We start from the raw sequence: 23,061 nt of genomic DNA, 5'->3' as shown, positions 1-23,061 counted from the left end.
AATCTGCGATGTCTTTTTCGGTGAATGAACTATTGCGACGAAACCTGCTCGCCATCTTCGGCGAGCGGAACGCTGCGGCGCGCATGACGGAACTGGAAACCATCTGGCTGCCTGAGGGTACCTTCGTCGACCCCGACGGCCGCTATGTCGGCCTGAACGCCATCAATCGCAGGATTGAGGAGTTGCAGGCAAAATTCCCTGCTTTCGATTTTGTCGAGCGCGGCCCCGTCGAGGCCATGCATGGGGTCGGGCGCCTCGCATGGGGTTATGGGCCTGAAGACAATCGGAACGCTGTGACAGGCGTGGACATAGCGGTCACACGCGACGGCAGGCTTCTCGAGCTATATGCATTTATAGATAGGCAATCTGCGATCAACATGCAGGCGTAAAATCCGGGGTACCACGACAGACTTTATTGATCGTGTTCACTGATTGCGAACTTGCCCGTCATCCATCAAGGCAATACGCGATCCCTGTCGTGAAATTGCTGCATCCAGTACGGGTAGACCTTTTCCGGCTCCGACACACAATCCAGACGCTCCCGTTGCTCGGCCGACAAAACCAGTTGCGCCGCTGCCAGGTTATTGACGATCTGTTCCGGCGAGCGTGCGCCAATCGTGATCGATGTCACTTCGCTCCGGCCCAGGGTCCATGCCAATGCAACTTGCGCCGGCGTCGCGCCAAGTTCGGCAGCCACTTGCCGCAGTTCGAGCACGATGGGATCGACTTTAGCCGGATCGATCGGCGGGAAATCGAGATTGGCGCGGCGCCCCTTCCCTGCGCCATCGCCTCCCGCCGTATATTTTCCGCTCAGATATCCGCCCGACAGAGGACTCCAGACAATCAGGGCGACATCGTTGGCCCGCGCTACCGACGCGATTTCGTATTCGATATCGCGCGCCGCCAGCGAGTAATAAACCTGATTGCTGGTAATGGCCGCCCTGTGCGTCTGCGCCGTGATGCCCTGCACGCGCTCCAGGTCGCCCGCGCTGAAGTTGCACACGCCGATGTGGCGCACCTTCCCTTGCGTCACCAGGTCGTCCAAGGCGCGCAGCGTTTCCTGCATCGGCACTAGTGCATCGCGATCGTGCAACTGGAACAGATCGATATGATCGCGGCCTAGGCGTTTCAGGCTCGCCTCCACCGAGCGCATGATGTGCGAGCGGCCCAGGCCGACCTGGTTTTGCCCGGGGCCGGTGCGCAGCCGGACCTTGGTCGCCACCAGCATGCGCGTCTCATCGAGGCCGAGATCGGCAATGACCTGCCCTACGATCTGTTCCGACTTTCCCTGTGAATAGGCATCGGCGGTATCGATCAGGTTGACACCCTGGTCGAACGCCATCGCCACAAGGCTGGCCGCCTGCGCTCGATCGAGCCCGGCTATCTGTCCCCATATCCCGCTGCCCGCGCCAAATGTCATCGCGCCCAGCGATAGGCGCGAGACGCGCAGGCCAGACCGGCCTAGCGTACTGTAGTCCATCTCCTTCTCCCGTTCGTTGATGAGATTATCCAGCTGCGACAAGTCCTCGCAAGACCGTCTCAAGTTCGACTTCGCCCTTGATCACCTTGGCATCGTCGCCTTCGAATTCGATCCAGCCTTCGTTGAATCCATCAAGCATCTGGATGCGCGGCACAGGATCTTTCGTGCCTTGCGACCTGAACAATGCACCCCAGGTCTCGCGCGGAACCGCCTCGGCATGGACCGGATGGCCAAGGATTTCCGCAAACGCGGCCGCGATGTCGTTGGGCGAAACGCGATGCGGCCCTTCCAGTTCAACGATGCGTCGGCCGCTCCAGTCTTGTTGCAGCAATTCCGCCGCGACTCGCCCGACGTCCGCCGTCGCCACCATCGGCACCGGTTTGTCGAGGGGTTGCAGAAAACTCGGAATGACGCCGCTGCGTGCCGGCTCGACATCCCACAGCGCGTTCTCCATGAACCAGCCTGGCCTGAGGAACGTGATGGGCATCGACAGTTCGCCAAGCGCCTGTTCCATGAGTGTGCGCTGCGTGAGCAGGTTTGATTGGGTTGCCTGTGCCCCAATCGTCGAAAGGCAAACCACCTTGCCTGGACCTGCCGCTTCGAGTGCTGCCTTGACCGCATTGATGACCAAGAGCGCCTCGGGAAAACCTGGCGACGGGTCGAATTCCGACGGCGGCAGAATGAATATTCCCTCGACGCCCTTGAACGCGGCAGCCAGGGACACCGCATCGTCCATCTCGGCGAGCGCGACTTCGCAGCCGCGGGCCGCCCAGGCCTGGCCCTTGGCGGCGTCGCGCACAACGGCGCGGACAGGCAGATTCGCGGCGAGTAGCGCTTGCGCGAGTGCGCCGCCGACTTTTCCGGTAATTCCAGTAATGGCGTACATGATGATGTTTCTTTCTCGTAATGGTGATTAACTAAGTAACTAAACTGCCGCATCAATGATCGTCAGATCTCATGGATGCAGCGTGGATATCAAGTGCGGCGGAGGCCGCCGTATATGCCTTCTTCAACCTGGCCCCAGAGATTCACGACGCGTTCGTCATAAAAAGGCAGGAGCTGCGTGAACAACGCGCCGGTAACATGCTTGACCGGATCGATCCAGTAGTAACAGTTGAGGAGGCCGGCCCAGCTGCCGCTGCCGGCGCTGCGCCCATGCGGTCCCGGCTGCGTATTCAGGTCGAACGACAGGCCCCATTTATGCTGCATGCCGGGGAATTCGTCGAAACTGTTTGAGTAAACCGGCTGGGCGGATTTCATTTCGACTACATTGAGATCGCCGATCTGATTCTTGAACATCATCGCAACGGTCTCCGGTTTCAGGATACGGGCGCCGTTGAATGTGCCGCCGCGCACCAGCATTTGCAGGAAGGCCATATAGTCGCGCGGGGTGCTGAACAGCCCGCCTCCTCCGCTGAAAAATTCCGGACGCTGATTCATCTCGAACGGCGCGGACTTGAGCGAGCCGTCCGGCTGCCGGTTGTACATGGTCGCTACGCGCTTCTTTTGGGCGCTGCCGATGAGGAAACCCGAGTTGTCCATGCCAAGCGGATTGAAGATTTTTTCCCGAAAATAGATTTCCAGCGACTGGTCGCTCACGGCCTCGACCAGCTTGCCGACCCAATCCAGGCTGATGCCATATTGCCAGCGATCGCCCGGATCGAATTCCAGCGGCGCGGTGAAGGCGCCGTTCATCGAATAGGCAATATCGGGCATGCCGGCAGCTTTTTCGTACTGCAGGATGTTTTCGCTCCAGACAGGATAGGTATAACCTGAAGTATGGGTCAGCAAATGGCGCACGGTGATCGGACGTTTGCTTGGCCGCAGTTTTGGTTTGCCTGCGGCATCGAAGCCGTCCAGCACCATCGGCGCCTTGAGCTCCGGCAGGATCTGGCTCGCGGGCTGGTCGAGCTTTAACTTGCCTTGTTCGATGAGCTGCATGCAGGCGGTAGCCGTGATGGCTTTGCTCATGGAAAGCAGCCAGAAGACATTGTCCATTGATATCGGCGTGCCGGCATCCAGGTCTGCCTTGCCGAACGCCCCTTGGTAGACCATACCCTTGTCGGTCGCGCCCATGGCGACGACGCCGGCAACCGTTTTGTTATCAACCGCCTGCTGAAGAGCGCGATCGATTGGGGAAAACGCGCGATTATGGAGGTACTTACCTTGTGCACGTGGAGTGACATCCGCGGCAACAGCGCGGTTGCCCAGTAGCCCGCCCATTGTTGTGGCGGCGAGCAGGCCTGAGGCGCTTTTCAGCATGTCGCGGCGGCTAAAACTTTGTGTCATGAGTAGCTCCATCAAGATTGGGGGACCTCTCCGAACGATCTGCATCATGCTCGGATCTGGTACTGAAAAAGTGCGAACCGTGGTTATCGATTGCGATGGTTTGCATCATAGTCGTCCGCACTTGTTGATGGAATCGAATCCATGTCATATCATTGATGACGTTTACGCACGAACAAGAAAGGTCGGCAATGAGCTTCGATGGACGCATGCTTGCCAATATCAATGTACTTGCCGCGATCGTTAACAGCGGCAGTTTTGCGCGCGCGGCGGACGTTCTGGGCTTGTCTCCGTCCGGTGTGAGCCGGGCGGTGGGACGGCTCGAGTCGAGCATCGGGGTGCGCTTGTTTGACCGGACCACGCACTCGGTCAAACTGACGGATGAAGGCAGGCGCCTCTATGAGGAAATCGGCCCGTTGCTGGCCAGCATCGGCGATGCCGTGGCCCTGACAGCCGGGGCGTCGGTTGCCGTGAGAGGGCGTTTGCGCGTGAATGTCGATTCTTTTTTTGCGCGCAGGATGCTTGCACCCCACATCACGCAATTTCTGGACCGTTACCCCGATCTCTCGCTGGATCTGGTGGCGCGCGAGCAATTGGGCGACCTGGTTGCCGAAGGCTTTGACGTCGCAGTACGCTTCGGGCAACCACCCTCTTCGTCTTTGGTCGGGCGCAAGTTGCTGGAGACTCCTGTAGTGACCGTCGCCGCGCCAGCCTATATCAAGAAACACGGGCGACCTGAAACACCTGCGGATCTTGCCAGCCACGAGTGCATCCAGATGCGCAGTGCGATGACGGGCCTGCCGCTGGATTGGGAATACCGGTCTGGCCGCAAGATCATCCCGGCCAAGACCTCCGGCCGCCTGCTCGTTACCGAGGCTGGCACATTGCTGAGCGCATGCCTGGCCGGCGCCGGCATTGCGCGCATCAAGGCAAGCGGCGTGCAGGACCTCCTCGCCAAAGGCCTCCTGGTCGAACTTCTCCCGGACTATGCGGGAGAGAAATACTCGCTGTACGCACTCTACCCGTCGCGCCACCTGCCTGCGGCGAAGGTGCAGGCGTTCATCGATTTTGTGAGCGAGATTCTGTAGAGCTAAACAATGCCGCGTGCAACCAGGCTTTCCGCACAGGCGGTGACCGTGTCCGCCGCGGCACGCGGATGCCAGTCGAGCAAGGCTGTCGCTTTCGCATGACTGTATCGGCTTTCCTTGCCAAGTAACGGCGCCATGAATTTGGCTTCCGCGCTAAACAACGCAGCCAGCCGCAAGACGACATCCGGCAGCCGGCGCTTCGGCAATTTCTCGGTTGGCATGCCAGACTGCCGGCGCAAGATGTCGACCATTTCGGAGAGCCAGAGAAAGCCCCTGCTGGCGATAAAGCGCTGGCCTGCCGCCGCCGGCGAGAGCATGGCGCTGATATGCAAGTCGACCAGGTCACGCACGTCAACAATGCTAAAACCTAGCCGGGGAACGGCGGCCATCCTGCCTGTCAGCATGCGCGAGATGATTTCGACGGAGCCGGACACCTTGGATGTCATCACCGGACCGAGAATCATGCCCGGCAGAATCGAGGTGAGCGTCAGGCCGCTTTTATCCTGCTCGATAAATTCCCAGGCCGCTTTCTCCGCCAGCGTCTTTGACCTTGCGTAATCGCCCGTATCCTTTTTATTGACATCGGTCCACATCCCCTCGTCAGTTTCAACGTGATTCCGGTCTCCGGCTGGAAGGGTATTTTGTGCGGCGGCCACAGACGAAGTGATGACCACGCGCCGGACGCCGGCCGCTGCTGCTGCCTTCAATATACGTAAGGTGCCGTCGCGCGCCGGGGTGATCAGGTCGGTTCCCTTGGGAGCCCCCTGGCCCATCGGTGAAGCGACATGAATCACGAAATCGCAACCATCCATCGCTGTGCCCCAGCCTGCATCCTGGAATAGATCGGCGGAAAAAAAACTCAGCCGGTCGCCTGGATCGCATTGACTGAGGATACTCTTGCGCACAGCCCCCTCGGATGCAAGATTGCGTACGGTGGTCCGTACCCGATAACCACGTTGCAGCAGGCCAGCTATCATCCAGCCGGCGACGTAGCCGCAGCCGCCTGTCACGATTACTGTCTTGTTTGTTGACTCGAGGTTCAGGCCCCCTCTTTGGTTTCCAATGAATACAGGCATACTATTAGTAACCATGTCGCACTACAAGAAGGCACTTTTATGAACCCAAGTTACCTTGACGTTACCAAGCCCGCCTGCGCCGCCCGCATAGACAACTTGCCGCCAGATGTCTGTCAATCGGTCACGGATGTCCTGGCGCGTGTCGGCGACAAATGGTCGTTGCTGGTAATACACATGCTTTCCGGCGGCAGCATGCGCTTCAGCGAATTGAAACGGGCGCTGAGCGCCATTTCATAGAAAGTACTTACAACGACGCTACGCGGACTGGAACGCGACGGCTATGTCACCCGCACAGTGACGCCGAGCATTCCGCCACGGGTCGACTACGAACTTACCAAACTGGGAAGCGATGTGCTGGTTCCGGTAACGGCACTGGCTACGTGGGCTTTCTTGCACAGGGACGAAGTTGAAACTGCTCGCGTTGCTTTCGATCGTGTTTCTGCCTAATCATTGGCAGGTCAGAAAGGCTTCGTGATCACTAACAAGACTATTGCTGCAGTCACGATAAACAGGCCGGGCAGAGCAAAGCTGAACAACGTCGAAGTTTGTCTGGATGTGGAGTTGATCCTGCGCCGCAGCAGTCCCGTCAGCGAGCCGTGCATCGCCGACAGCACGAGGACCAGCGCCAGCTTGAGCGACAACCAGTGGCTGCCGAACCAGCCGCCTTGGGTCGCGATGAAAAGACCCGACAGCCAGGTCAATATCATTGCGGGCCCGGTGATCGCGCGCTGCCATCGGTGCAGCATCTTCAGGCTGGAAATTTCAACCGGCATCGACGGCCCCGGCAGGGAACAGCCGGACATCAGCAAGATGCATTGAAGCAGCATTCCGCCTATCCAGAAGATGACGGAACAGATATGCAGCGACTTCACCAGCAGGTAGATCACGGATGGCCTGCCTTGCCGCCTGTGCTGCTTGCCAGCGCCAGCTCATGCTGGCGGATGAACCTGGCGTTGAAAAATCCGCCAAACGGCAGGACTGCTCCCAGCAGAATGCGGACAGCATCGCTTTTACTCCATTTGGCGCCGGAAATAACGTTCACCGCCAGCCACACATAAGCAATGAAAGTCAGCCCATGCAACGGCCCCATGACGGCTACGGCGGCGGGAATGCCAGCGACATGTTTAAGCGGCACGGCGATGCCAAGCAGTATCAGCAGGCTGGCGCCCTCGATAATTGAAGCCATGCGAAGCTGACGCAGCGCTTTTAATGAATCCAGATCATGTTTTTCCATATTTGACCAATCCAGGTTTCTTCAGTAGCCATAGTCTGACTGATGCGGTGCATTTCGCCCATTGGCTATAATGCCAATATCCAACGGATTCCGGCCATTTTCGAGAAATCCGCTTCTGCTATCTCATTTGCCTGGAAAGGATTACGCATGTCCGTTAAACAGAAGCGCCCCCATCGAATTGCCGTCGTCGCGTTTCATGGCGTGGTGCCTTTCGATCTGTCCATACCTTGCGAGATATTTGACAGGGTCTCGCTGGCAGGACGACATGAGGCTTACCAAGTCTGTGTGTGTAGTGAAAGCAAGACCGTCAAGGCTGGGAAATTCGATATGCGTATCCGGAACGACCTGGGATTTGTGGCTGAAGCCGATACGGTCATCGTGCCGGGCGTGTCAGATCTCAACGCAGCTGTTTCCGGCAAACTCATTGATGCGCTGCAAACCGCGGCAAGCAATCGAGCCCGGATCGCCTCGATCTGCTCGGGGGCTTTTATACTTGCCGCAAGCGGCTTGCTGGACGGTTTGCGGGCAACCACCCATTGGGCAACCGCTCCCGAACTGGCGCGGCGTTATCCTTTGGTCTCGGTTGATGCCGATGTCCTGTATGTAGACAACGGCCGCATCCTGACCTCGGCCGGAGCTGCCGCCGGATTCGACCTGTGCCTGCACATGGTAAGAAACGACTATGGGGCGGCCGCGGCGGCGGATGCTGCGCGGCTTGCCGTCATGCCGCTTGAACGCGCCGGGGGACAGTCACAATTCATCGTCCATGCGCCGCCGGGATCGCCTGGTTCGTTGCAGCCGCTGCTCCATTGGCTTGAACTGCATCTGGACAAACCCTTGACCCTTCTCGATCTGGCAGGACAGGCGGCAACCAGCACCCGCACATTAAGCCGCCACTTCCGCGAGCAGCTGGGCATCACTCCTTTGCAATGGTTGCTGCAGGCAAGGGTAAGGCGCGCGCAAAATATCCTGGAAACAAGCGCGCTATCCATCGAGCAGGTCGCCGCCATGGCAGGTTTCGGCTCGGCGACTTCCCTCAGGGAGCATTTCGCACGCGTTGTCGGGACCAGCCCAAACGCGTACAGGAATAACTTTGGCGGCAGCCAGGCCGTGTAGTTCGAACTGCGGTGCCGCTTTCGCCGTCGCCAGGATAAACAAGATCAAAAGCTGACGCCGCTGCCACCATCTCGCCACATGGCTGTTGCACTATTGTCGACGGTCAGCGCAACCTTGGCGTTATCAGCAAGGAACGAAGGAGACAGTCCGAAGTATTGCTGATAAGTCCTGTTCATATGAGACGAATCGGAAAAGCCGCTGGCGTGCGCAATATCGACCAAAGGCTTGCCGCTGACCAGCAATTGCCCTGCACGCCTGACCTTGGCCCATAACAGATAGCGTTTGATCGAAAGACCGATTTCCTGGCTGAACAAATGGGTGAGACGGCATGGTGAAAGACCGGCGATGTCTGCAAGGTCGGCGAGGACAATCTTTTCAGAATCGCACTGCAAGCGCTGCATTACCATTTTCACCCTGGCGTCGACAATGGCGTCAGCCGGCCGGCCTTGACAGATAGCGTTGATCAAGACGGTCGTAAAGCGGTGCAAGGCCGGTCCCTGTATCTGGCCATGCATCACTCCTTCGAACAAGTCGCGTAAATTGCCAAAGCAGCGCCAGTCGATTTCATGGATCGGCCCGGTACCTACCACTTTCCTCAATGCGTGATAATTGACGGAAACCGGATCCAGGTTTAACGACAGCAGGCCGCAACTGTCAGCTTCAAGACCACGCGCGACATGCGGCGCCACCAGCGCCGCACGATATCGCAACGATATTCCGTTCAGCGGCCTCAATATGAATGGCTTCCCCGTTAGTGAAATCAACAGGGTGGCCGTCGAACGGACCGTCATTCCGGACGCAATCGAAGGAGCGATATACAAAAGCCTGTCGTCCCAGATATGTAGGTAATTTTGTGCAGGCATGGCTCATTGCGGCTTTAAACAATCGCGATCATTTGGAAGCGTCAGGCAAAGAAGTAATCTGACCATGAAGATCGAAAATTACTCTGAAGCGGCATAAATGCAGAGTGGTTTCTCAATGAAACCGACAAGCCACGGCAAAAATATTAACACCGGTTTTGTTCGTCCAATGCAAATTATTGCGAATCAACAACTAATTTGTGGCAAAAAACAGGTTGGTATAAGTCTATCCGGAGGACCGCCAGTTTATATTTCAGTCCTCCTTTGACTTGTCGTAAAGCTGAACCCGCAAAGCCTGCAAGCGGCTCATCAGCATTGCTTGCTGTTGCTGCGGGTCGTTTACCGTGGACATCACTTCTTGATAGATGCGCAAACTTTCCCGCTCATACATCTTGTGGCGAGGATCCAGCGCAGGCGATGGTCCAACTGTTTCTTGCGCATATTGTTTCCAGCGTTGCTCACTCTGCTTTTCTTTCAGGCTACGCGCAACCGGATTAGACTCTGCGTACTCCAGCAGTGCGGAACTAAGCGGAATTGCCTGGACAGGCGGCAGCTCTCCGCGATAGACGTGCTCCGGGAGTTCCTCGAGCAATTGCAAGGCCTGTCTGACACGATCGCCGGAAGGCAGGACGGCCAACATTTCGATTCGATCGCGGAAGCGCGCAAATGCCAGGATATGGGCGAGTTTTTCTTCGCCGTCGGGCCGGCTGCTCAAGGACTGGCGCAATGCAGGTAAATCCAGCCCGCGCTCGGCAGGGCCGGGATTTCTACCTTCCGCTCCCTGCTCAGCCGCGCTCGCAGCAGCCGTCGCCGGCAGTGCGGCCATCGTCATCGCCATGATGACGATTAGCCGCATAGCCCTTGGACAGCTTGATTGAACGCGCATGGCGAGCAGGCCTGTGTATGCTGCTTAGCCGAAGATGGAGCTGAAAATCGTTTCCAGGAATCCGAGGACGGAAGCAAAACTGGCGTCCGACCATTGCTCCGTGCGGAAGACTTTCATCACCGGCGCATCCGCCGGGTCCTTTTGAGACAAAAGATCGTTAATAAAATCCCCGATGTTTGTATTGATGCCGTTTTCATGAATATCTGTTCCGGAAAAAGTGAGCGTCGTCACCGTATGATCATTGATCAGGCCACCGCGCGCCCAGGGCAGGTAATAGCCGAAGTTGGGCAAGGGCGCCATTGCCGCCTGGATGCCTGGCAGTTCTTGCTTGAACAACGCCAGGTCGACCGCCGTCAGCGCCGATGTATTGCCGGCCAAGCCTTGGATTGCCGGTACGAATGGCGTGTAGTGATAGCCTGATATCGTTTTGTCCTGCTGGAACGAGGCATACCCGAGGCGATCATGCGGATACTGCGCACTCAATGCCCGGTACACGCTGCCCATGACATTCTCGTCGTACTTCGGCAACAGTTTCTTGTTGGTTGCCAGCATGCCGCCTGCTGCGTCAAGACCCCATTGGCTTTTCGCCGTGTCATACAGGTATACCGATGGATGCTGGGCCGGATCGGCATTGAACGCCGTGACAAACACCGTACCGGAGTCATTCAGCAAGGAACTATAGGCTTGCGGTTTGAGCGTATCGCGGAAGTAAGCATAATCCGCCAATGCGCCATAACCGCCGGCGCTCATGCCCCACACCAGCATCCGTTGCGGTTTGGACAAACCATGCGCCACCAGCCATTGCGCCACGGCCTGGGCGTTCTTGATGCCGTTGAAGTGCTGCAGGCGCCAGTCGCCGCTGGTCGGATCGGTATATTGGCGAATCGCACTGCCCATGTGGATGTCGGCGGAACAATAAGGCATGAAGACTTGGGTCCAGCTCTGGGTTTCAACCGCAGGCGTCCCTTTCAGCCAGCTCCAGAAATCCATGCGCGTCATGATCGGCGACAGAAGCGACGAAACCAGGGATTCGGCTATCGTCCCATTCATGTAGTTATTCGGTATGCCGTCCGGATTGGAGGCCGAATAACCGGCTTCCGTTCCAGTACCTTTGCCGGTACAAGTGCCGTAGCTCCAGCATGCGCCGCCGCCCTCCATGCCCAACAGCAGGTTATCGGATTGTGCGCGATTGATATAGAAGCGATACGGCGTACCGTTGGCGCAACTGGCGCCGCTGTCCGCCGGCAAGGTCACTTCGTACCAGGAGTAATAGGGAATGGCGGGATCGGGAACGGGCGCTGTCGCTGCATGGCCATGCGCCATGGCGAAGACGCATAAGACGGTCAATATCAGTTCTTTTACGATTTTTGAGATCGGCATGATTTGTTCTCCTGGTTTGTTTATTCGCTGCTTATATGCATGGGACTTCTGGAATGGGACGACGGGCACTGGTCAGTGAGCGGCAGCTGCGGGAGCGTTGTCGTACAGGCGGCTGCGGAGGGCCTGCAACTGCTGTGCAATGACTGCCTGTTGCTGCACCGCATCGGGGACGGCAGCTTGCACGCGCTGAACGATTTGCAAACTTTGCTGATCGTAAATCTGATGGCGCGGATCCTGCGCCGGCGATTGTCCAACGGTTTGCCTGGCGTAGTCGTTCCACTGTTGCTGGACATTCTGGATGGCTGTATTGCGTGTTGCCAGATCGGGTTCAGAATCTTGCAGCAAGGCGATGCTCATGGCCTTCGCCTGGATCGGCATGATTTCCTTACGGGCCACGTGGTCAGGCAAGGCGTTGAGGATGTTCTGCGCTTCTGCCCGCCTGTCTTTATCGGACAGGCTTTTCCGATTTTCGCCATATGCGCTGACCTGGTCCTGAAAGCGCGCGAAAGAAAGTATGCGGTTCACTTCAGCTTCGCCGTCGGCGCGGCCCGCCAGTTCCCTACGCAAGGCAGCCACGTTCAGGCTCCGCTCAGCCGGGCCTGCCACGGTATTTCGAGAAGATGGCGCTTCTGCCGTTGGGACGGCTCCTTTGTTCGCAGCCGAAATCTGTTCGGGAGCTTTTGCTGCCGGTGAGGGCGTTGAATCGTCGCCGCTGCTCCATGCCATCGCAAGAGTGCCGACGACAACCAGCAATACGACGGCGCCCCAAATCAATTTTGGTTGAGCCATGGTGTCTCCATCATTATTTTTTAGCCCTCGTTATGTGTACGAGGATTGATTCAGGTCTGAAACACGCTGACAATAATTAAGAAGCGCACGCTTGGATAGAATGGAGCGGCTGCGTTTTCTTAGTGCCATCCTTGCAACGGGCGGCATGAACAACTACCCTCCATTGCGATAAAGTGTTTCCATAAGTCATCATTGCGTAATAAATAACTGGTATTTTTTATAAGCCGTCAGGGCGATATTCTGGTTTGCACAACACTGCCGGAGGAACTCCGTGCTGCGTCGCAGCGAAAAGCCATCCCCTGCTTATTAACCGATGGACCTTATAGAAACATGAAGGAGAAAAGGTAAATGAAAAGATTCCTGCTTGCCCTATGCCTGCTGACTCAGGCAATGTACGCCATGGCCGATGGCCAAACGGATTGCGACGCTGCCGCCGGCAGCTATCTCACGGGCACCGTCAACGCCAAGCCGACATTTGCGGACGGCAAGGCGCTCAAGGGCGTCAAGCTCTCGCATACGCATATCAGCGTAAAAGCGGACAAGGATGGCCGGACTTACGACGTTGCCATGGACAACGTCTACGCCAAGGATTATCAAAAGAATTCAACTTCGATACCGAAGTCGCTGGCGGCCTTCGCACTGGGCGACAAAGTGGAAATGTGCGGCCAGCTGTATACCAGCGGCTATGGCATTCACTGGGTCCACGACAACTGCAACGTCACGCCTGACTCGGCGCATCCGAATGGATTCATCAAGAAGCTGTTGGCCAACGGCGGCGAAGGCGCTAACCTGGAAGCCAGCGAGGCATATTGCTATTTGTGGAATTAAGCGTAGCCTGCCTGACTCCTGATGCCGGTTACGCTGTGCCGGCATCAGGCCCGTAGCGAACTGTCTGGCGCGATGATGTTTTATGGAAAACAGTAATCGCCGCCAGTCCCTGGCTAATTTTTTCTGCGCCTTCCCGATGTCGTGAACCCGATCATCCGTTATTCGCTGCTGCTCGCAGTGGCCGGTGCGTGCCTTGGAATGTATCTGTCGGCGACAGGGAGTTCCGGGGAAAAGCCGGGCCTGAAAACCGCCAGCCGGGATCCTGTTTCCACTCAATCTCCTCTCGGCGGCGAATTGATATCGCCGTTTGCTGCAGGAACGGCGGACCAGGGAAATGGCCTCGCCCCCCTTCCTCTTCCATCGGCCCCGGTGTATGCGCGCAACGGCCGCCAGGTCGACCTGGGCGGGCTCACGGCGCAGCAGTACATCTCCAAATGGAACAGCCTGGCCAGGGCCGGCGATAAAGACGCGGCCTACAATGTCTACCAGGCGACAGCGGTTTGCGCCAGTAATGACGAACCCGCTCCCGCCTACCGTAGCACCGCCGAGCTTGAACAATTTCAGACAGAACGGAAAAAAATTCTGGCATTGTGCGAAGGCGTCAATCCGGCGCAACTCCAGGAGCGCCTCTCCTTCCTGGCCGTGGCCGCGCGCGCGGGAAAAGTCGAGGCGCAGATTGACTATTTCATGGAAGGGCCATACGGCCGCGACACCGACCTGGCAAAAAACGCGGAGGATCCTGTAGTGCAACAATGGAAAACCGAAGCCGTCACCGAACTGAAATCCGCTGCGGGACAAGGAGAACCATTTGCCTTGGCATTGCTGTCGCAAGTGTATGACGCCGGCGAACTGCTGCCGCGCGACGCCAGACTATCCCTCGCCTACAAGGTAGCCGAGGCAGATGCGAGAAACAGCGTTTTGTCGGAAGAACAGCTAAGGCGCAACGCCGGCGCGCAAATGTCCGATGCGGATTTCTCCAGCGCCCTGCAGACAGGCAGGCAAATCGCGTCTGCCTGCTGCAAGAAAAACCGTCTCTCGCCGCAAGAGTAGGCCGGTCAGGCTTATTGCTCGCCGACGATTTTGATCTCGATGCGCCGGTTGGGTTGCAGGCACTGCACCAGTTGCGGCGTCAGTTTCTGGCCCGGGCATTGAACCACCGGCTTGCCTTTGCCGGCGCCATATGCCCGCACCAGGCGGCCGTCCACACCTTTCTGTATTAAATAATTGCGGATCGTATCGGCTCTTGCCTGCGACAATGCAAGGTTTGCCTCTTCAGAACCAATCCGGTCCGTGTGCCCGGTCACGACTACCGACGACAATTTGACTTCGTCCTGCTTGAGACGGTTTGCCAGATCGTCGAGTTTGCCGCGTCCTGCCGGATCCAGGTTGCCGAGCTCCGATTTGCCAAATGCAAACAGGCCGTCTGCACCCAACTCCACGCGGCGCGGCAAGATTTTCTCTGCTACCGGCGCATCTTTGGCTTGAGGCGGATTGATGTACTTTTCGCAGTCCGGATCCTTCCAATGGGTAGATGTAGCCCGATTGTCGGAGTCGAACTTCACCTTGAACTGGCAGGTAACGTACTCATTGCCCTTGCCCGTATAAAAATTGAACGCGTAATCCCACTCGCGCACGTTGAAGATGCCTTCGCTGAAATGCGGGTTGCCGAGCTCGCGGCGCACCTGATCTTTGTGCTGGCCCGGCGTTACGCGTTTTACGTGGTCCGGGCCGACAAAATCTCCGGTCTTCAGGTAGGAACTGTCAAGCGCCGGAAAATTGGTTTCGCCGGCATCGGCCGCCGTGGCGGAAAAGCTCATGCAATAAAGTAGGCCCATGCATAAAGCCCGGCGGAAATTGCTGGAAGAATGTCGCATACATTAGTCCTGAAAAAAATAGGAATCGAAAGATTGTCTCTGTGGCGCGGCGGCCACAGAGATCCACTTGCATAACCGTCCACCCTGCCTTGCGTTCAATTGAGAACCCCAGACACTGCCAGCCTGGCGGCTACACCACCTGAAGTCGTGCCGGAGACGCCGCCGCTGAGGGCCCAGCGACCGTTATCAGCGGTACGGCGCAACGATATGCCAATCGCATTCTGGTTCTGGTAGTAGCCATATCCTGCAGAGTAGGTGATCTTGCCGGCCACATACGGCGCACTCTCCATCGACATGGCTGCCGCGACACCTGCATACGCTTTCTTGGCAACGTCGTTGATATTGTTCTGCAACTGCATGGCCAGTCCGTCAGCGTGCTGGTTGGCCTGCTGCACCGCGCTGCTCAGGCCGGTATTGAGTTGCGAGACGTTGACCGCGTCAGTGGCGGCAGTGCCGGCTTCGACGTTATGAATCGCCACAGGACTGCTGCCGCCGTTGCCCATCGTGACGCTGCTGTAGTTGGTCGAACCGTCGGTGTTGGTGTCGTAATGCACTCCTCCTGCCTGCACGGCCTGCAATTGCCGCACATTGACCGCATCCGTCGCCTGCGTTCCGCCTGCGACATTGGTGATCTGGCGTTCGTTGCCGGCGCTGCCGACCGAGACCGCGCCTTGCGTCGACGCCACCGCCGTGTTGGAGAACGACTCCTTGGCGCCGCTCAAACCTGCGCGATCAGCCGTCGAAGCGGCGCCGATTGCCACGCCGTTGCTGGCCGTTGCGCTCGCACCCGGACCCATGGCGACTGCATTCGTGGCAGTTGCCGTGGTGTTTTTACCCATAGCCATGGCGTCGGCTCCCGTCGCTCCGTCATTATTGACATTGCCGCCGCCGCTGGAATTGTCGCTGTAATATTTGACCTGGGTAGACGCCACCACATTAGTCAGGTTGTTGATGGCGCTGTTGGTCGCATACAGCTGGCTGCCGTTGATGGCATCGGTGCTGGTCGCGCTCAGCTGTCCCGCCGCAACATTCTGGATCTGCCGCTCATTTCCCGCCGAACCGACACTCATCGAACCTACCGGCGCAGCGCCGGCGAAGGAATAGCTGGTCCCACGGATGGTGGTGCCGGCGGTCGCCACCGCTGCGGTGGTGGCAGAAGCGCTGCCGATTGCCACGCTATTGCCGGTGCCGGCTACCGCCCCTTGACCCAACGCCGTGCTGTTGGCAGCGGTGGCCTGGGCGCCTTGGCCGAGTGCGGTGGTATTAGCCTGGTTGGCCACCGATCCTTGGCCGGCAGCGGTCGAATTTTGGCCGGTTGCCACGACATTGGTGCCCATGCCCAGCGAATTGCTGCCTGCCGCGCCGACAGAACCGCTGAACGCCTTGCCCTCGCTGGAAGCAATCGGAAACTGGTTGGCGTTGACGACAGTGCTCAGGTTGCTGATTGCGGTGCCGAGGCCGCTCGCTACCGAATAGAGCTGGGAGCCGTTGATGGCATCGGTTGAAGTCGCCGTGAGCTGGCCCGCCGCCACGTTGGTGATTTGACGTTCCGCTCCAACTGCCCCTACCGATACGGTGGAAGTCGGCGTGGCGCCGGCAAAGCCGCCGTAGGTCGTGCCGTTGACCGTGGCGCTGGAAGTCGGATTCGCAGTCGCTGCCGCACTACCGCTGCCCAACACCACGGAGCCATCCAGCCCGGCAGGTACTGTCACGTTGCTGCCAAACACGAAGGTGTTGTTGGAGGCAATGCTGTTATTGTTGCCGACCGAAAAACTGCCGGCACCGGTAATGGTAGTCGGATCGCCGATCGCCACGCTGCTGGCGCCGCTGACTACATTGCCGCTGCCTATGCTGATGCTGTTGGCGCCGGATGCCTGCGCGCCGTCGCCAATGGCAATCGATGATCCGCCCGAGGCTGCAGCAGCGTTCCCGATGGCGACATCGTTCGCCGCCGAGGCTGAGGATCCGACCCCCGCTGCCAGCGCATCCTGCCCGGTGGCGCCGTTGTTATCGTAGTTTCCGCCTTGGGTGCCGCCGTCGTTGACGCTGTAGTAATGGGTCTTGCTCGCGGCAATCGCCAGGTTGGTTGCGTTCAGCTGGCTGCCGTTGACTGCATCGGTGCTGCCAGTGCTCAACTGTCCGGCCGCCACATTGGTGATGGTGCGCTCGTTACCCACGCTGCCGACGCTCACCGTACTGGTCGGCGCAGCGCCGGCAAAAGCATAGGTGGTGCCGTTGATGGTGGCGCCGGTGGTGGCTACCGCCGCGGCCGTCGTGCTGCCTGCGCCCAAGGCTACCGCGCCTGCATTGGCAGCTGTCGCACCATGACCCAGCGCCATCGCATCGGTGGCAGTGGCATTTGCAGTAGGTCCGACGGCAACGCTGTCGGTACCGGTAGCCGTGCTATCGGCCAGCGTCGAACTAGCATGGAAATACTTGATGCCGCCGCCGTTGTTGATATTGGTGATCGCCGTGGTGTTGGCCGTCACCTGCTGGTTGGTCGCAAACAGCTGGCTGCCATTCACCGCATCTGTGCTTGTACCGCTCAGCTGACCGGCCGCCACATTGGTGATCTGACGCTCGTTGCCAGCGCTGCCGACCGATACCACACCCGCCGGCGCTCCGCCGGCGAAGGTATAAGCCGTGCCGCCGATTGTCGCACCGGTGGTCGGCACCGCTGCCGTCGCCACCGTGCTGCCCTGGCCCAGCGCCACATTGCTGCCAGCGGTGCCGGCAGCGATGCTGGCGCCCTGGCCCAACACCGTTGCATTGGCGTTGCCGTTATCGCTGGCCTGGTTGCCCACCACCGTCGAGGCGGCGCCCGTCGCCGTCGCGCCGAAACCGCCGGCGCTGGCGTTGGCGCCGCTCGATACCGGTTGCACCGCCGTCACGCTATTGTCGGATACAAACGGACCGATCTTGCCGTCGGTGAGATTCGTCACATTCTGGTTGGTGCCATACAACTGTGAACCATTGACCGCGTCGGTGCTGGTTGAATTCAATGCCGCCGGCGCCAGGTTGGTAATGGTTACCGGCGCACCAGCGCCGGCGCCGCCGGTCGCACCCAGGGTGATCTTGCTGCCGCCCACGGCATCGTACTTGACCGCGATATTGGCTGTGTTGTCGACGTTGGTATTCAGTGCCGTCAGTGCGCCCGCAACCGTGGTCTGCGCCGTCGGCCCGGTCACTGCGCCGGTAGCGCTAACACTGTTGATCGGCTGATTGAAGCCGGTAACATTGCCGGTCGCCGGGTCATAGGCAGCGCCGCCGCCCAGGGTGCCCGCCGTGGTCGCGCCGAGGTTATTGACGCCGGTGACGACTGTATTCAGCTGCGAGCCGTTGATGGCATCGGTGCTGGAGGATGAAATCACGCCTGCAGCGACGTTCTGGATTTGACGCTCGGCACCCGCTGCACCAACCGACACCACGCCGCTGGCTGCATTGGCAATGCCTGCCGCCGTGCCGCCAAACTGGGCGGTGACGCCCGTGTGCGGCGCCGCAGTAGTCGAACCAGCTCCTAGCGCCACATCGTTGGCGTTGTTAGCGTTTGAATTGGCGCCGATCGCCACGCCGTTGCCCAGCGCCGCATTCGCCGTATCTCCAAGTGCGATGCCGCCGGCAGCCGCAGCGGTCGATGCATTGCCCAAGGCGATAGAACCCTGCCCCGTCGCGCTGTTGGAATTGCCGAGGGAAATTGCTCCCTGCCCGTTCGAGGTATTGTTGGCGCCGACTGTCACCGCACCGGTCCCGTTCGCACTGTTGGGATCGCCGATAGCCACCGCGCCGTTGCCGTTGGCAACCTGGCCCTCGCCCAGCGCCACCGCGCCGGTGCCGCCGGTTACCTGCGAGTTGTGGCCGGCAGCGATGGAACCGGCTCCGGCTGCGGCGGCGACGGTACTGCTGTCGCCAAAGGCGATGGTAGAAGCCGCTTGCGCCTTCGATGCCCGACCGATCGCTATGGCGTTGGCAGCCGACGCATTGGCTCCCAAACCCATGCCGATGGAATAGATGCCCGACGCGCTTACATCCGTACCGATGCCGATGGCCGACTCGGCCGACGCACCAGTCCCGGCAGTGCGGGCGCCCAGGTAGACAGCGTTGAGAGCCGACGCATAGGCTTGCCAGCCGACGGCTGTCCCGTGGGTCCCTCCGCTCACGAGCGAGCCCGAGCCGAGAGCAATGGCATTGTTGGAGTTAACGACCTTGGTCACATAACCAATGGCGATGCTGTTAACCGAGTTCGCGTCCACCGAACTGCTGTTGGCAAAAGCAACGCTGTTGGTGCTGGCACCGATCGCGAGAGTCCCGATGGCAAGGGCATTCGGACCGGAAGCCGTGACATCGGTGCCGATGCCGATCGCGCCACCCGAGGTAGCGCCGGCGGTAGGACTGGTACGCGCGCCGATGTAGACGGTATTGATGGCGTTGGTATAGGCCTGGAAGCCCAGGGCTATACCGTTCTGGCCGGTGGAAAGAGCGTTGTAGCCCACCGCCAAAGCGCCCAGCACGTTGGCGTGGGCAAGCGATCCTAGCGCGGTGGCTCCAATGCCGCTGGCCGCGGACTGAAAGCCCATGCATGAAGCGGTACCGTTATAGGTGTTGTAAGGCGCCACGGAGCAATCCACCGCCTGTGCCTGCGCCAGCGAAGCCCATCCGAGCCAGCCCGACGCCACCAGCGCGGCGAACATCGCCGGACTCCGGCTGCGCAACAATGCACGCCGCCCGCCTTGTCCTGGTGCGCCGCCGCGAGGGCAGGCGGCGATCTCCGACGCGACCACGAACTGGTTCCGTGCGGGACTCCAGACCTTACTGTGAATCTTGTTCATAACATCTCCTTGGTTTACTGAATATGGGGAACAGCAACTGGCTCGACATGCCGGCGCACAAAAGCTCTGGGCACAAGGTCCGTATATCGAGCACGTTTTTTTCGACAGCCGTCCCCGGTCCCCGCTGAAAATCGGCAGGGACTCACTGGACCTGAACAATCTGTCTGAAAATGGCGCCGGCTAGCTATCGCTGCGTCGACGAGATAAGCGGCCTGGAAGCATGCGAGGGAGGTTCAACCATCGCCTGGTGAGGAGAACACCCTGTCGCCAGAGCCGTGATTGAACGCAAAAGAATACGTTTTTTTGAAACAGTGATTAAAGAAATGCATTGATCGTTTCCTCCCGGTTATCCCGATTTCGACACGGCAATCGGGTTGCAAGAATTTCACTGACGATGATGTTTTAACGCTGTCGCCTGACTAAACCGCGATGTTTTAGTTGTTACCAGTTGTTACCTTCAGTGTCTCCACCCATCATCCATAAATCGTCCATAACCAGAGAAAAATCCGGAAATTCAGATGGCGTTTTAATATTTTTAACAATGCTTAACAATCTGTCTCGTAATGCAGACAGGAAACAACGTGTGAATGAGGGACGTGCAGGACGAGCTTGATGGAGACTCTATTTTTCATCGATAACAGCGCGGCCGTTTCTTGCAGCCGTTATCGGTTTTTCACCAGGAAGGACTAATTGAGAGGTACATGACGCAAGCCGTCATCGATAGTCAAGGCGGCTTACAATGGATTGGGCTCGGCTATCCTTGCAAGGATCCGTTGCCGCTCTTCAAACGTTAACATGCTATAGGCTACTTCTCGCACCAGCCTGTAACGAAATTGGAAATAGCCCGGTTCCGGCCTCTGTTCAATCAAACCCGAATCGAGCAACGCCTTGATCAGTTGCTGGCATTTGCGGATACTCACCGATTCGATTTCGGCCAAGACATGCAACCCGAATCGGAAACCTATACACGAGGCATGACACAACACCTGGCGTATCTCTCCGAGCCTGTCTATCCTCTCCGTCAACAGGTTGCGCAGCGGCTTTGGGCAGGTGAAGTGGCCTTCAGGACTGGGGTTTTGAAGCAGCTTTTCAAGAAATAACGGAATGCCATCTGCCATTTTGAGCAGCAGAGGCCGCCATGTCGACGACGCCTCGAAAAATTGAGGAAACTGTAGCGCCATCCTGCTCGCCTCAGCCATGTTAAGCGGTTTTATGTCCATCGAGATGCCGGGACTCAGAGCCGAGCCTGATATTTTCGGATGCTTTCTGGAGGTAAGCAATAAAAATATACCCAGTGAACTTCTGTTCTCTCTGAGCCAGGCGATGAAGTCGAGCGAAACTTTATCTGCCCATTGAATATCTTCAAACACCAGTACGGCAAGAGACTTTTTGTGACTTCTTTTCAGACTGCCGACAATCGAAGAGAACAATTTTTCTCGCTCAAGGATGGAATATCCGCGAGCATATTTTTCATGTGCGCTCAGGATATTCGATAACAGGGTTGACTCACTGTCATCCACCGAGACCATATCAGGAAGTACACTGGCTGATGTCAATCCGGTACTTTCGTCTGAGGTAGTGCGACGCGGGGGGGCGCCAAGCGAACGGGCCAGCGCAAGGATGGGATGCAACGGCGACAGCAAATTTTCGATGTGAAAACAGACACGATACTCATTGCCGAACTGTATTCTTTTTGTGCCGAGGAATTCCCGTACCAGACGAGACTTGCCGACCCCCGCTTCGCCGGTCAGCTGCACATACGCTCCGCCCTCGACAGAGGCTTTTTCCCACGCCAGGTCCAGCGCTTTGAGCTCATCCCTGCGTCCCACGAACGTGGGCCGATGCGATGGCTCGCCTTTGCGTATTTCATTGTAAGGCTCTCGCAACGCTCGCACCTCAAAAGCATTATGCGGAGCGCCGTCAAGGGATTTCATGTCAAACACCGATGCAATTCCATGCCGGGTCTCTGCCGATGCAAGGAGTGTTCCTGTCGAGGCTGACTCCGCCAGGCGGCGGGCAATCGTAGTACATTCCCCAAGTATGTCTGGCAAGGTATATCCCGGGCCTGTCATCATCATGTCGGCATGCACCGCGCTGCGGATTCCGACATGACGGAACTCTTGCGCGATGCATTGGCGGATGGACAGCCCCGCGGCCAAGGACCATTCCGTTATGAATTCGTTTGAAATCGGATAACCGAAATAGGCGATAACGACAGAATTCGACTGCTGCCGGAAGGTGCCGCAGTATTTCGAGAGCAATCCGCGCAAGCGCACGATGGCCGCCGCGCTCAAGCGAAGCCATGCCTCCCGGTCACAATGGACAAGTGGGAACAGCTCGATGTAGAGGGTGGAAACCAATCGATATTCTCGCCTTGTTTCGGGCGCGGGAAATTTTCCCGGAACAAGATCGGACCTTGCTGCCTGCGTTGTTGCCGGCGGTTGAAATACGGATTTATCGAACAGCGAGGTGATCTCGTTTGAAGGCGAAGTTCCGAGGTGTTGCAGGGTCATGCTGCAATACGCATCGTATATTTTTCGGGCCGCGGCCTGATTGCCCATCTCAAGATGCATGCGCATGAGACGAGAATGCGCCAATTCACTGAGGAAATCCGCCGAAATGAGCTGTTGGCACCGCCGTTCCATAACATCGAACTCACCCGCATTTGCGTGCAAGACGACGGCATGCTCAAGCAGTGAAATATTTTTCCGTTCGCATTGTTCTCTCCTAAGCTGCAACCAGTTGGCAAGCCTTTCGCCGGCAGGAAAAATCCCGTCCAGCAACGGGCCCCTGTAAAGGCCAAGTTGTTGCTCGGTTAATTTTATGCAGTCGATCTTTTCCCAGTTATCGAATTCGTCTGCATCGATCCAGAAGCGCTCTTTGGCAAGTCGGACAATGCTGCGATCCGCATAAACCAGCGACTTATCCAGCTTGGCCAGGACAAGTGCCTGCTGCAGATTGAACAGCGCCCGGCGCAGATTGGCCTTGGCATCATGTTCATTCAATTCCGGCCACAACAGATCGGCAAGTGATTCGCGGGTATGGGCTCGGGGTTCCAGTGCAAGATATGCCAATAGAAGGACTAGCTTTGCATATCCGAGTTTTATTTTCTGGCCGGTTTCAGCATTGTGGAATTCCGGCGTACCTAATAAATTCAAACGCGCGCTAAACATATAGATTCTCCAAACAAGCGTCGCTGTGCCTGTCGGGCGATAGCTGTTATTCAATCTATGCGCCTGGTGACAGCATTGCTGCTTGGCAGCAATTTTTATGCCACGCGGATCCGCCTTTCTTAAAATTCGGCTGAAGAGCCGAGATGAGGCACTTTCCGAGGCATA

Annotated in this window: 18 protein-coding genes and 1 pseudogene; 6 read left to right on the top strand and 13 right to left on the bottom strand. The window is 58.0% G+C overall.

The window, feature by feature from the left end; translation table 11 throughout:
* Nucleotides 1–8: 8 nt before the first annotated feature.
* Complete coding sequence (locus tag CFter6_RS01735) at nt 9–389, top strand: nuclear transport factor 2 family protein (RefSeq protein ID WP_061538484.1); 381 nt, start codon at nt 9–11, stop codon at nt 387–389.
* A 65-nt stretch (nt 390–454) separates the two neighbouring features.
* Here CFter6_RS01735 and CFter6_RS01730 read toward each other — a convergent pair whose 3' ends face one another.
* From CFter6_RS01730 to CFter6_RS01720, 3 genes are all read right to left on the bottom strand, one after another.
* Nucleotides 455–1,480: an aldo/keto reductase gene (locus CFter6_RS01730; RefSeq protein ID WP_061542163.1), complete on the bottom strand. Its 1,026-nt coding sequence runs from the start codon at nt 1,478–1,480 to the stop codon at nt 455–457.
* A gap of 25 nt (nt 1,481–1,505) precedes the next feature.
* The gene (locus CFter6_RS01725; RefSeq protein ID WP_061538483.1) at nt 1,506–2,366 is read right to left on the bottom strand and encodes an NmrA family NAD(P)-binding protein; all 861 of its coding nucleotides are present in this window, start codon (nt 2,364–2,366) and stop codon (nt 1,506–1,508) included.
* 89 nt (nt 2,367–2,455) lie between these two features.
* Nucleotides 2,456–3,817 (bottom strand): serine hydrolase domain-containing protein, encoded by a 1,362-nt coding sequence (locus CFter6_RS01720; RefSeq protein WP_236904490.1) that lies wholly within the window; start codon nt 3,815–3,817, stop codon nt 2,456–2,458.
* Nucleotides 3,818–3,957: 140 nt separating this feature from the next.
* Between CFter6_RS01720 and CFter6_RS01715 the strand changes: the two genes are divergently transcribed.
* Nucleotides 3,958–4,854 (top strand): LysR family transcriptional regulator, encoded by an 897-nt coding sequence (locus CFter6_RS01715; protein ID WP_061542162.1) that lies wholly within the window; start codon nt 3,958–3,960, stop codon nt 4,852–4,854.
* 2 nt (nt 4,855–4,856) lie between these two features.
* Here CFter6_RS01715 and CFter6_RS01710 read toward each other — a convergent pair whose 3' ends face one another.
* On the bottom strand, nt 4,857–5,930 hold the full coding sequence (locus CFter6_RS01710) for an NAD-dependent epimerase/dehydratase family protein (RefSeq protein ID WP_061542161.1): 1,074 nt from the start codon (nt 5,928–5,930) through the stop codon (nt 4,857–4,859).
* Between the two features lie 39 nt (nt 5,931–5,969).
* On the opposite strand from CFter6_RS01710, the pseudogene CFter6_RS26655 reads away from it, so the two are divergent.
* A pseudogene (locus CFter6_RS26655) lies at nt 5,970–6,377 on the top strand (winged helix-turn-helix transcriptional regulator).
* Nucleotides 6,378–6,388: 11 nt separating this feature from the next.
* On the opposite strand, the gene CFter6_RS01700 reads toward CFter6_RS26655, so the two are convergent.
* Nucleotides 6,389–6,817 carry a CopD family protein gene (locus tag CFter6_RS01700; protein ID WP_061538481.1) on the bottom strand — a complete coding sequence of 143 codons (429 nt, stop codon included), beginning with the start codon at nt 6,815–6,817 and terminating at the stop codon, nt 6,389–6,391.
* Nucleotides 6,814–7,116 (bottom strand): DUF3817 domain-containing protein, encoded by a 303-nt coding sequence (locus tag CFter6_RS01695; RefSeq protein ID WP_082814985.1) that lies wholly within the window; start codon nt 7,114–7,116, stop codon nt 6,814–6,816. The genes CFter6_RS01700 and CFter6_RS01695 overlap by 4 nt, the downstream gene beginning before the upstream one ends.
* A gap of 195 nt (nt 7,117–7,311) precedes the next feature.
* Here CFter6_RS01695 and CFter6_RS01690 point away from each other — a divergent pair, with 195 nt between their 5' ends.
* Nucleotides 7,312–8,280: a GlxA family transcriptional regulator gene (locus tag CFter6_RS01690; protein ID WP_061538480.1), complete on the top strand. Its 969-nt coding sequence runs from the start codon at nt 7,312–7,314 to the stop codon at nt 8,278–8,280.
* A gap of 44 nt (nt 8,281–8,324) precedes the next feature.
* Here the strand turns inward: CFter6_RS01690 and CFter6_RS01685 are convergent, their stop codons facing one another.
* The 4 genes from CFter6_RS01685 to plcR (CFter6_RS01670) all read right to left on the bottom strand — a co-directional run bounded on the left by CFter6_RS01685 (nt 8,325) and on the right by plcR (CFter6_RS01670) (nt 12,195).
* A complete protein-coding gene (locus CFter6_RS01685) occupies nt 8,325–9,143 on the bottom strand; it encodes a helix-turn-helix transcriptional regulator (protein ID WP_082814519.1) in 819 nt (272 codons plus the stop codon).
* Between the two features lie 250 nt (nt 9,144–9,393).
* Nucleotides 9,394–9,966, bottom strand: a complete 573-nt coding sequence (gene plcR / locus CFter6_RS01680; RefSeq protein WP_082814984.1) for a phospholipase C accessory protein PlcR — start codon at nt 9,964–9,966, stop codon at nt 9,394–9,396.
* An 84-nt stretch (nt 9,967–10,050) separates the two neighbouring features.
* Nucleotides 10,051–11,406 (bottom strand): pectin acetylesterase-family hydrolase, encoded by a 1,356-nt coding sequence (locus CFter6_RS01675; protein ID WP_061538477.1) that lies wholly within the window; start codon nt 11,404–11,406, stop codon nt 10,051–10,053.
* Between the two features lie 72 nt (nt 11,407–11,478).
* Nucleotides 11,479–12,195, bottom strand: a complete 717-nt coding sequence (gene plcR / locus CFter6_RS01670) for a phospholipase C accessory protein PlcR (RefSeq protein WP_082814518.1) — start codon at nt 12,193–12,195, stop codon at nt 11,479–11,481.
* Nucleotides 12,196–12,543: 348 nt separating this feature from the next.
* Here plcR (CFter6_RS01670) and CFter6_RS01665 point away from each other — a divergent pair, with 348 nt between their 5' ends.
* Nucleotides 12,544–13,023: a hypothetical protein gene (locus tag CFter6_RS01665; protein WP_236904489.1), complete on the top strand. Its 480-nt coding sequence runs from the start codon at nt 12,544–12,546 to the stop codon at nt 13,021–13,023.
* Nucleotides 13,024–13,164: 141 nt separating this feature from the next.
* Nucleotides 13,165–14,073 (top strand): hypothetical protein, encoded by a 909-nt coding sequence (locus CFter6_RS01660; RefSeq protein WP_150118580.1) that lies wholly within the window; start codon nt 13,165–13,167, stop codon nt 14,071–14,073.
* Between the two features lie 11 nt (nt 14,074–14,084).
* Here the strand turns inward: CFter6_RS01660 and CFter6_RS01655 are convergent, their stop codons facing one another.
* From CFter6_RS01655 to CFter6_RS01645, 3 genes are all read right to left on the bottom strand, one after another.
* Entirely contained in the window at nt 14,085–14,840 is a 756-nt protein-coding gene (locus CFter6_RS01655) for an OmpA family protein (RefSeq protein ID WP_061538474.1), read from the bottom strand.
* 152 nt (nt 14,841–14,992) lie between these two features.
* Nucleotides 14,993–19,723, bottom strand: coding sequence for an ESPR-type extended signal peptide-containing protein (locus tag CFter6_RS01650; RefSeq protein ID WP_082814516.1), 4,731 nt, complete (start codon nt 19,721–19,723; stop codon nt 14,993–14,995).
* Between the two features lie 734 nt (nt 19,724–20,457).
* Entirely contained in the window at nt 20,458–22,950 is a 2,493-nt protein-coding gene (locus tag CFter6_RS01645) for an ATP-binding protein (protein ID WP_150118579.1), read from the bottom strand.
* Nucleotides 22,951–23,061 lie beyond the last annotated feature (111 nt).

The organism is Collimonas fungivorans (genome assembly GCF_001584145.1).
GTDB classification, from domain to species: Bacteria; Pseudomonadota; Gammaproteobacteria; order Burkholderiales; family Burkholderiaceae_D; genus Collimonas; species Collimonas fungivorans.
The sequence above is the reverse complement of the archived record's forward strand: the minus strand, read 5'-3'. Positions and strand labels throughout refer to the sequence as shown.

Coding starts and splice junctions, on each gene's coding strand:
- CFter6_RS01735 (WP_061538484.1), top strand. CDS start 9: ATGTCTTTTTCGGTGAATGAACTATTGCGACGAAACCTGCTCGCCATC.
- CFter6_RS01730 (WP_061542163.1), bottom strand. CDS start 1,480: ATGGACTACAGTACGCTAGGCCGGTCTGGCCTGCGCGTCTCGCGCCTA.
- CFter6_RS01725 (WP_061538483.1), bottom strand. CDS start 2,366: ATGTACGCCATTACTGGAATTACCGGAAAAGTCGGCGGCGCACTCGCG.
- CFter6_RS01720 (WP_236904490.1), bottom strand. CDS start 3,817: ATGATGCAGATCGTTCGGAGAGGTCCCCCAATCTTGATGGAGCTACTC.
- CFter6_RS01715 (WP_061542162.1), top strand. CDS start 3,958: ATGAGCTTCGATGGACGCATGCTTGCCAATATCAATGTACTTGCCGCG.
- CFter6_RS01710 (WP_061542161.1), bottom strand. CDS start 5,930: ATGCCTGTATTCATTGGAAACCAAAGAGGGGGCCTGAACCTCGAGTCA.
- CFter6_RS01695 (WP_082814985.1), bottom strand. CDS start 7,116: ATGGCTTCAATTATCGAGGGCGCCAGCCTGCTGATACTGCTTGGCATC.
- CFter6_RS01690 (WP_061538480.1), top strand. CDS start 7,312: ATGTCCGTTAAACAGAAGCGCCCCCATCGAATTGCCGTCGTCGCGTTT.
- CFter6_RS01685 (WP_082814519.1), bottom strand. CDS start 9,143: ATGCCTGCACAAAATTACCTACATATCTGGGACGACAGGCTTTTGTAT.
- plcR (WP_082814984.1), bottom strand. CDS start 9,966: ATGGCCGCACTGCCGGCGACGGCTGCTGCGAGCGCGGCTGAGCAGGGA.
- CFter6_RS01675 (WP_061538477.1), bottom strand. CDS start 11,406: ATGCCGATCTCAAAAATCGTAAAAGAACTGATATTGACCGTCTTATGC.
- plcR (WP_082814518.1), bottom strand. CDS start 12,195: ATGGCTCAACCAAAATTGATTTGGGGCGCCGTCGTATTGCTGGTTGTC.
- CFter6_RS01665 (WP_236904489.1), top strand. CDS start 12,544: ATGAAAAGATTCCTGCTTGCCCTATGCCTGCTGACTCAGGCAATGTAC.
- CFter6_RS01655 (WP_061538474.1), bottom strand. CDS start 14,840: ATGAGCTTTTCCGCCACGGCGGCCGATGCCGGCGAAACCAATTTTCCG.
- CFter6_RS01650 (WP_082814516.1), bottom strand. CDS start 19,723: ATGAACAAGATTCACAGTAAGGTCTGGAGTCCCGCACGGAACCAGTTC.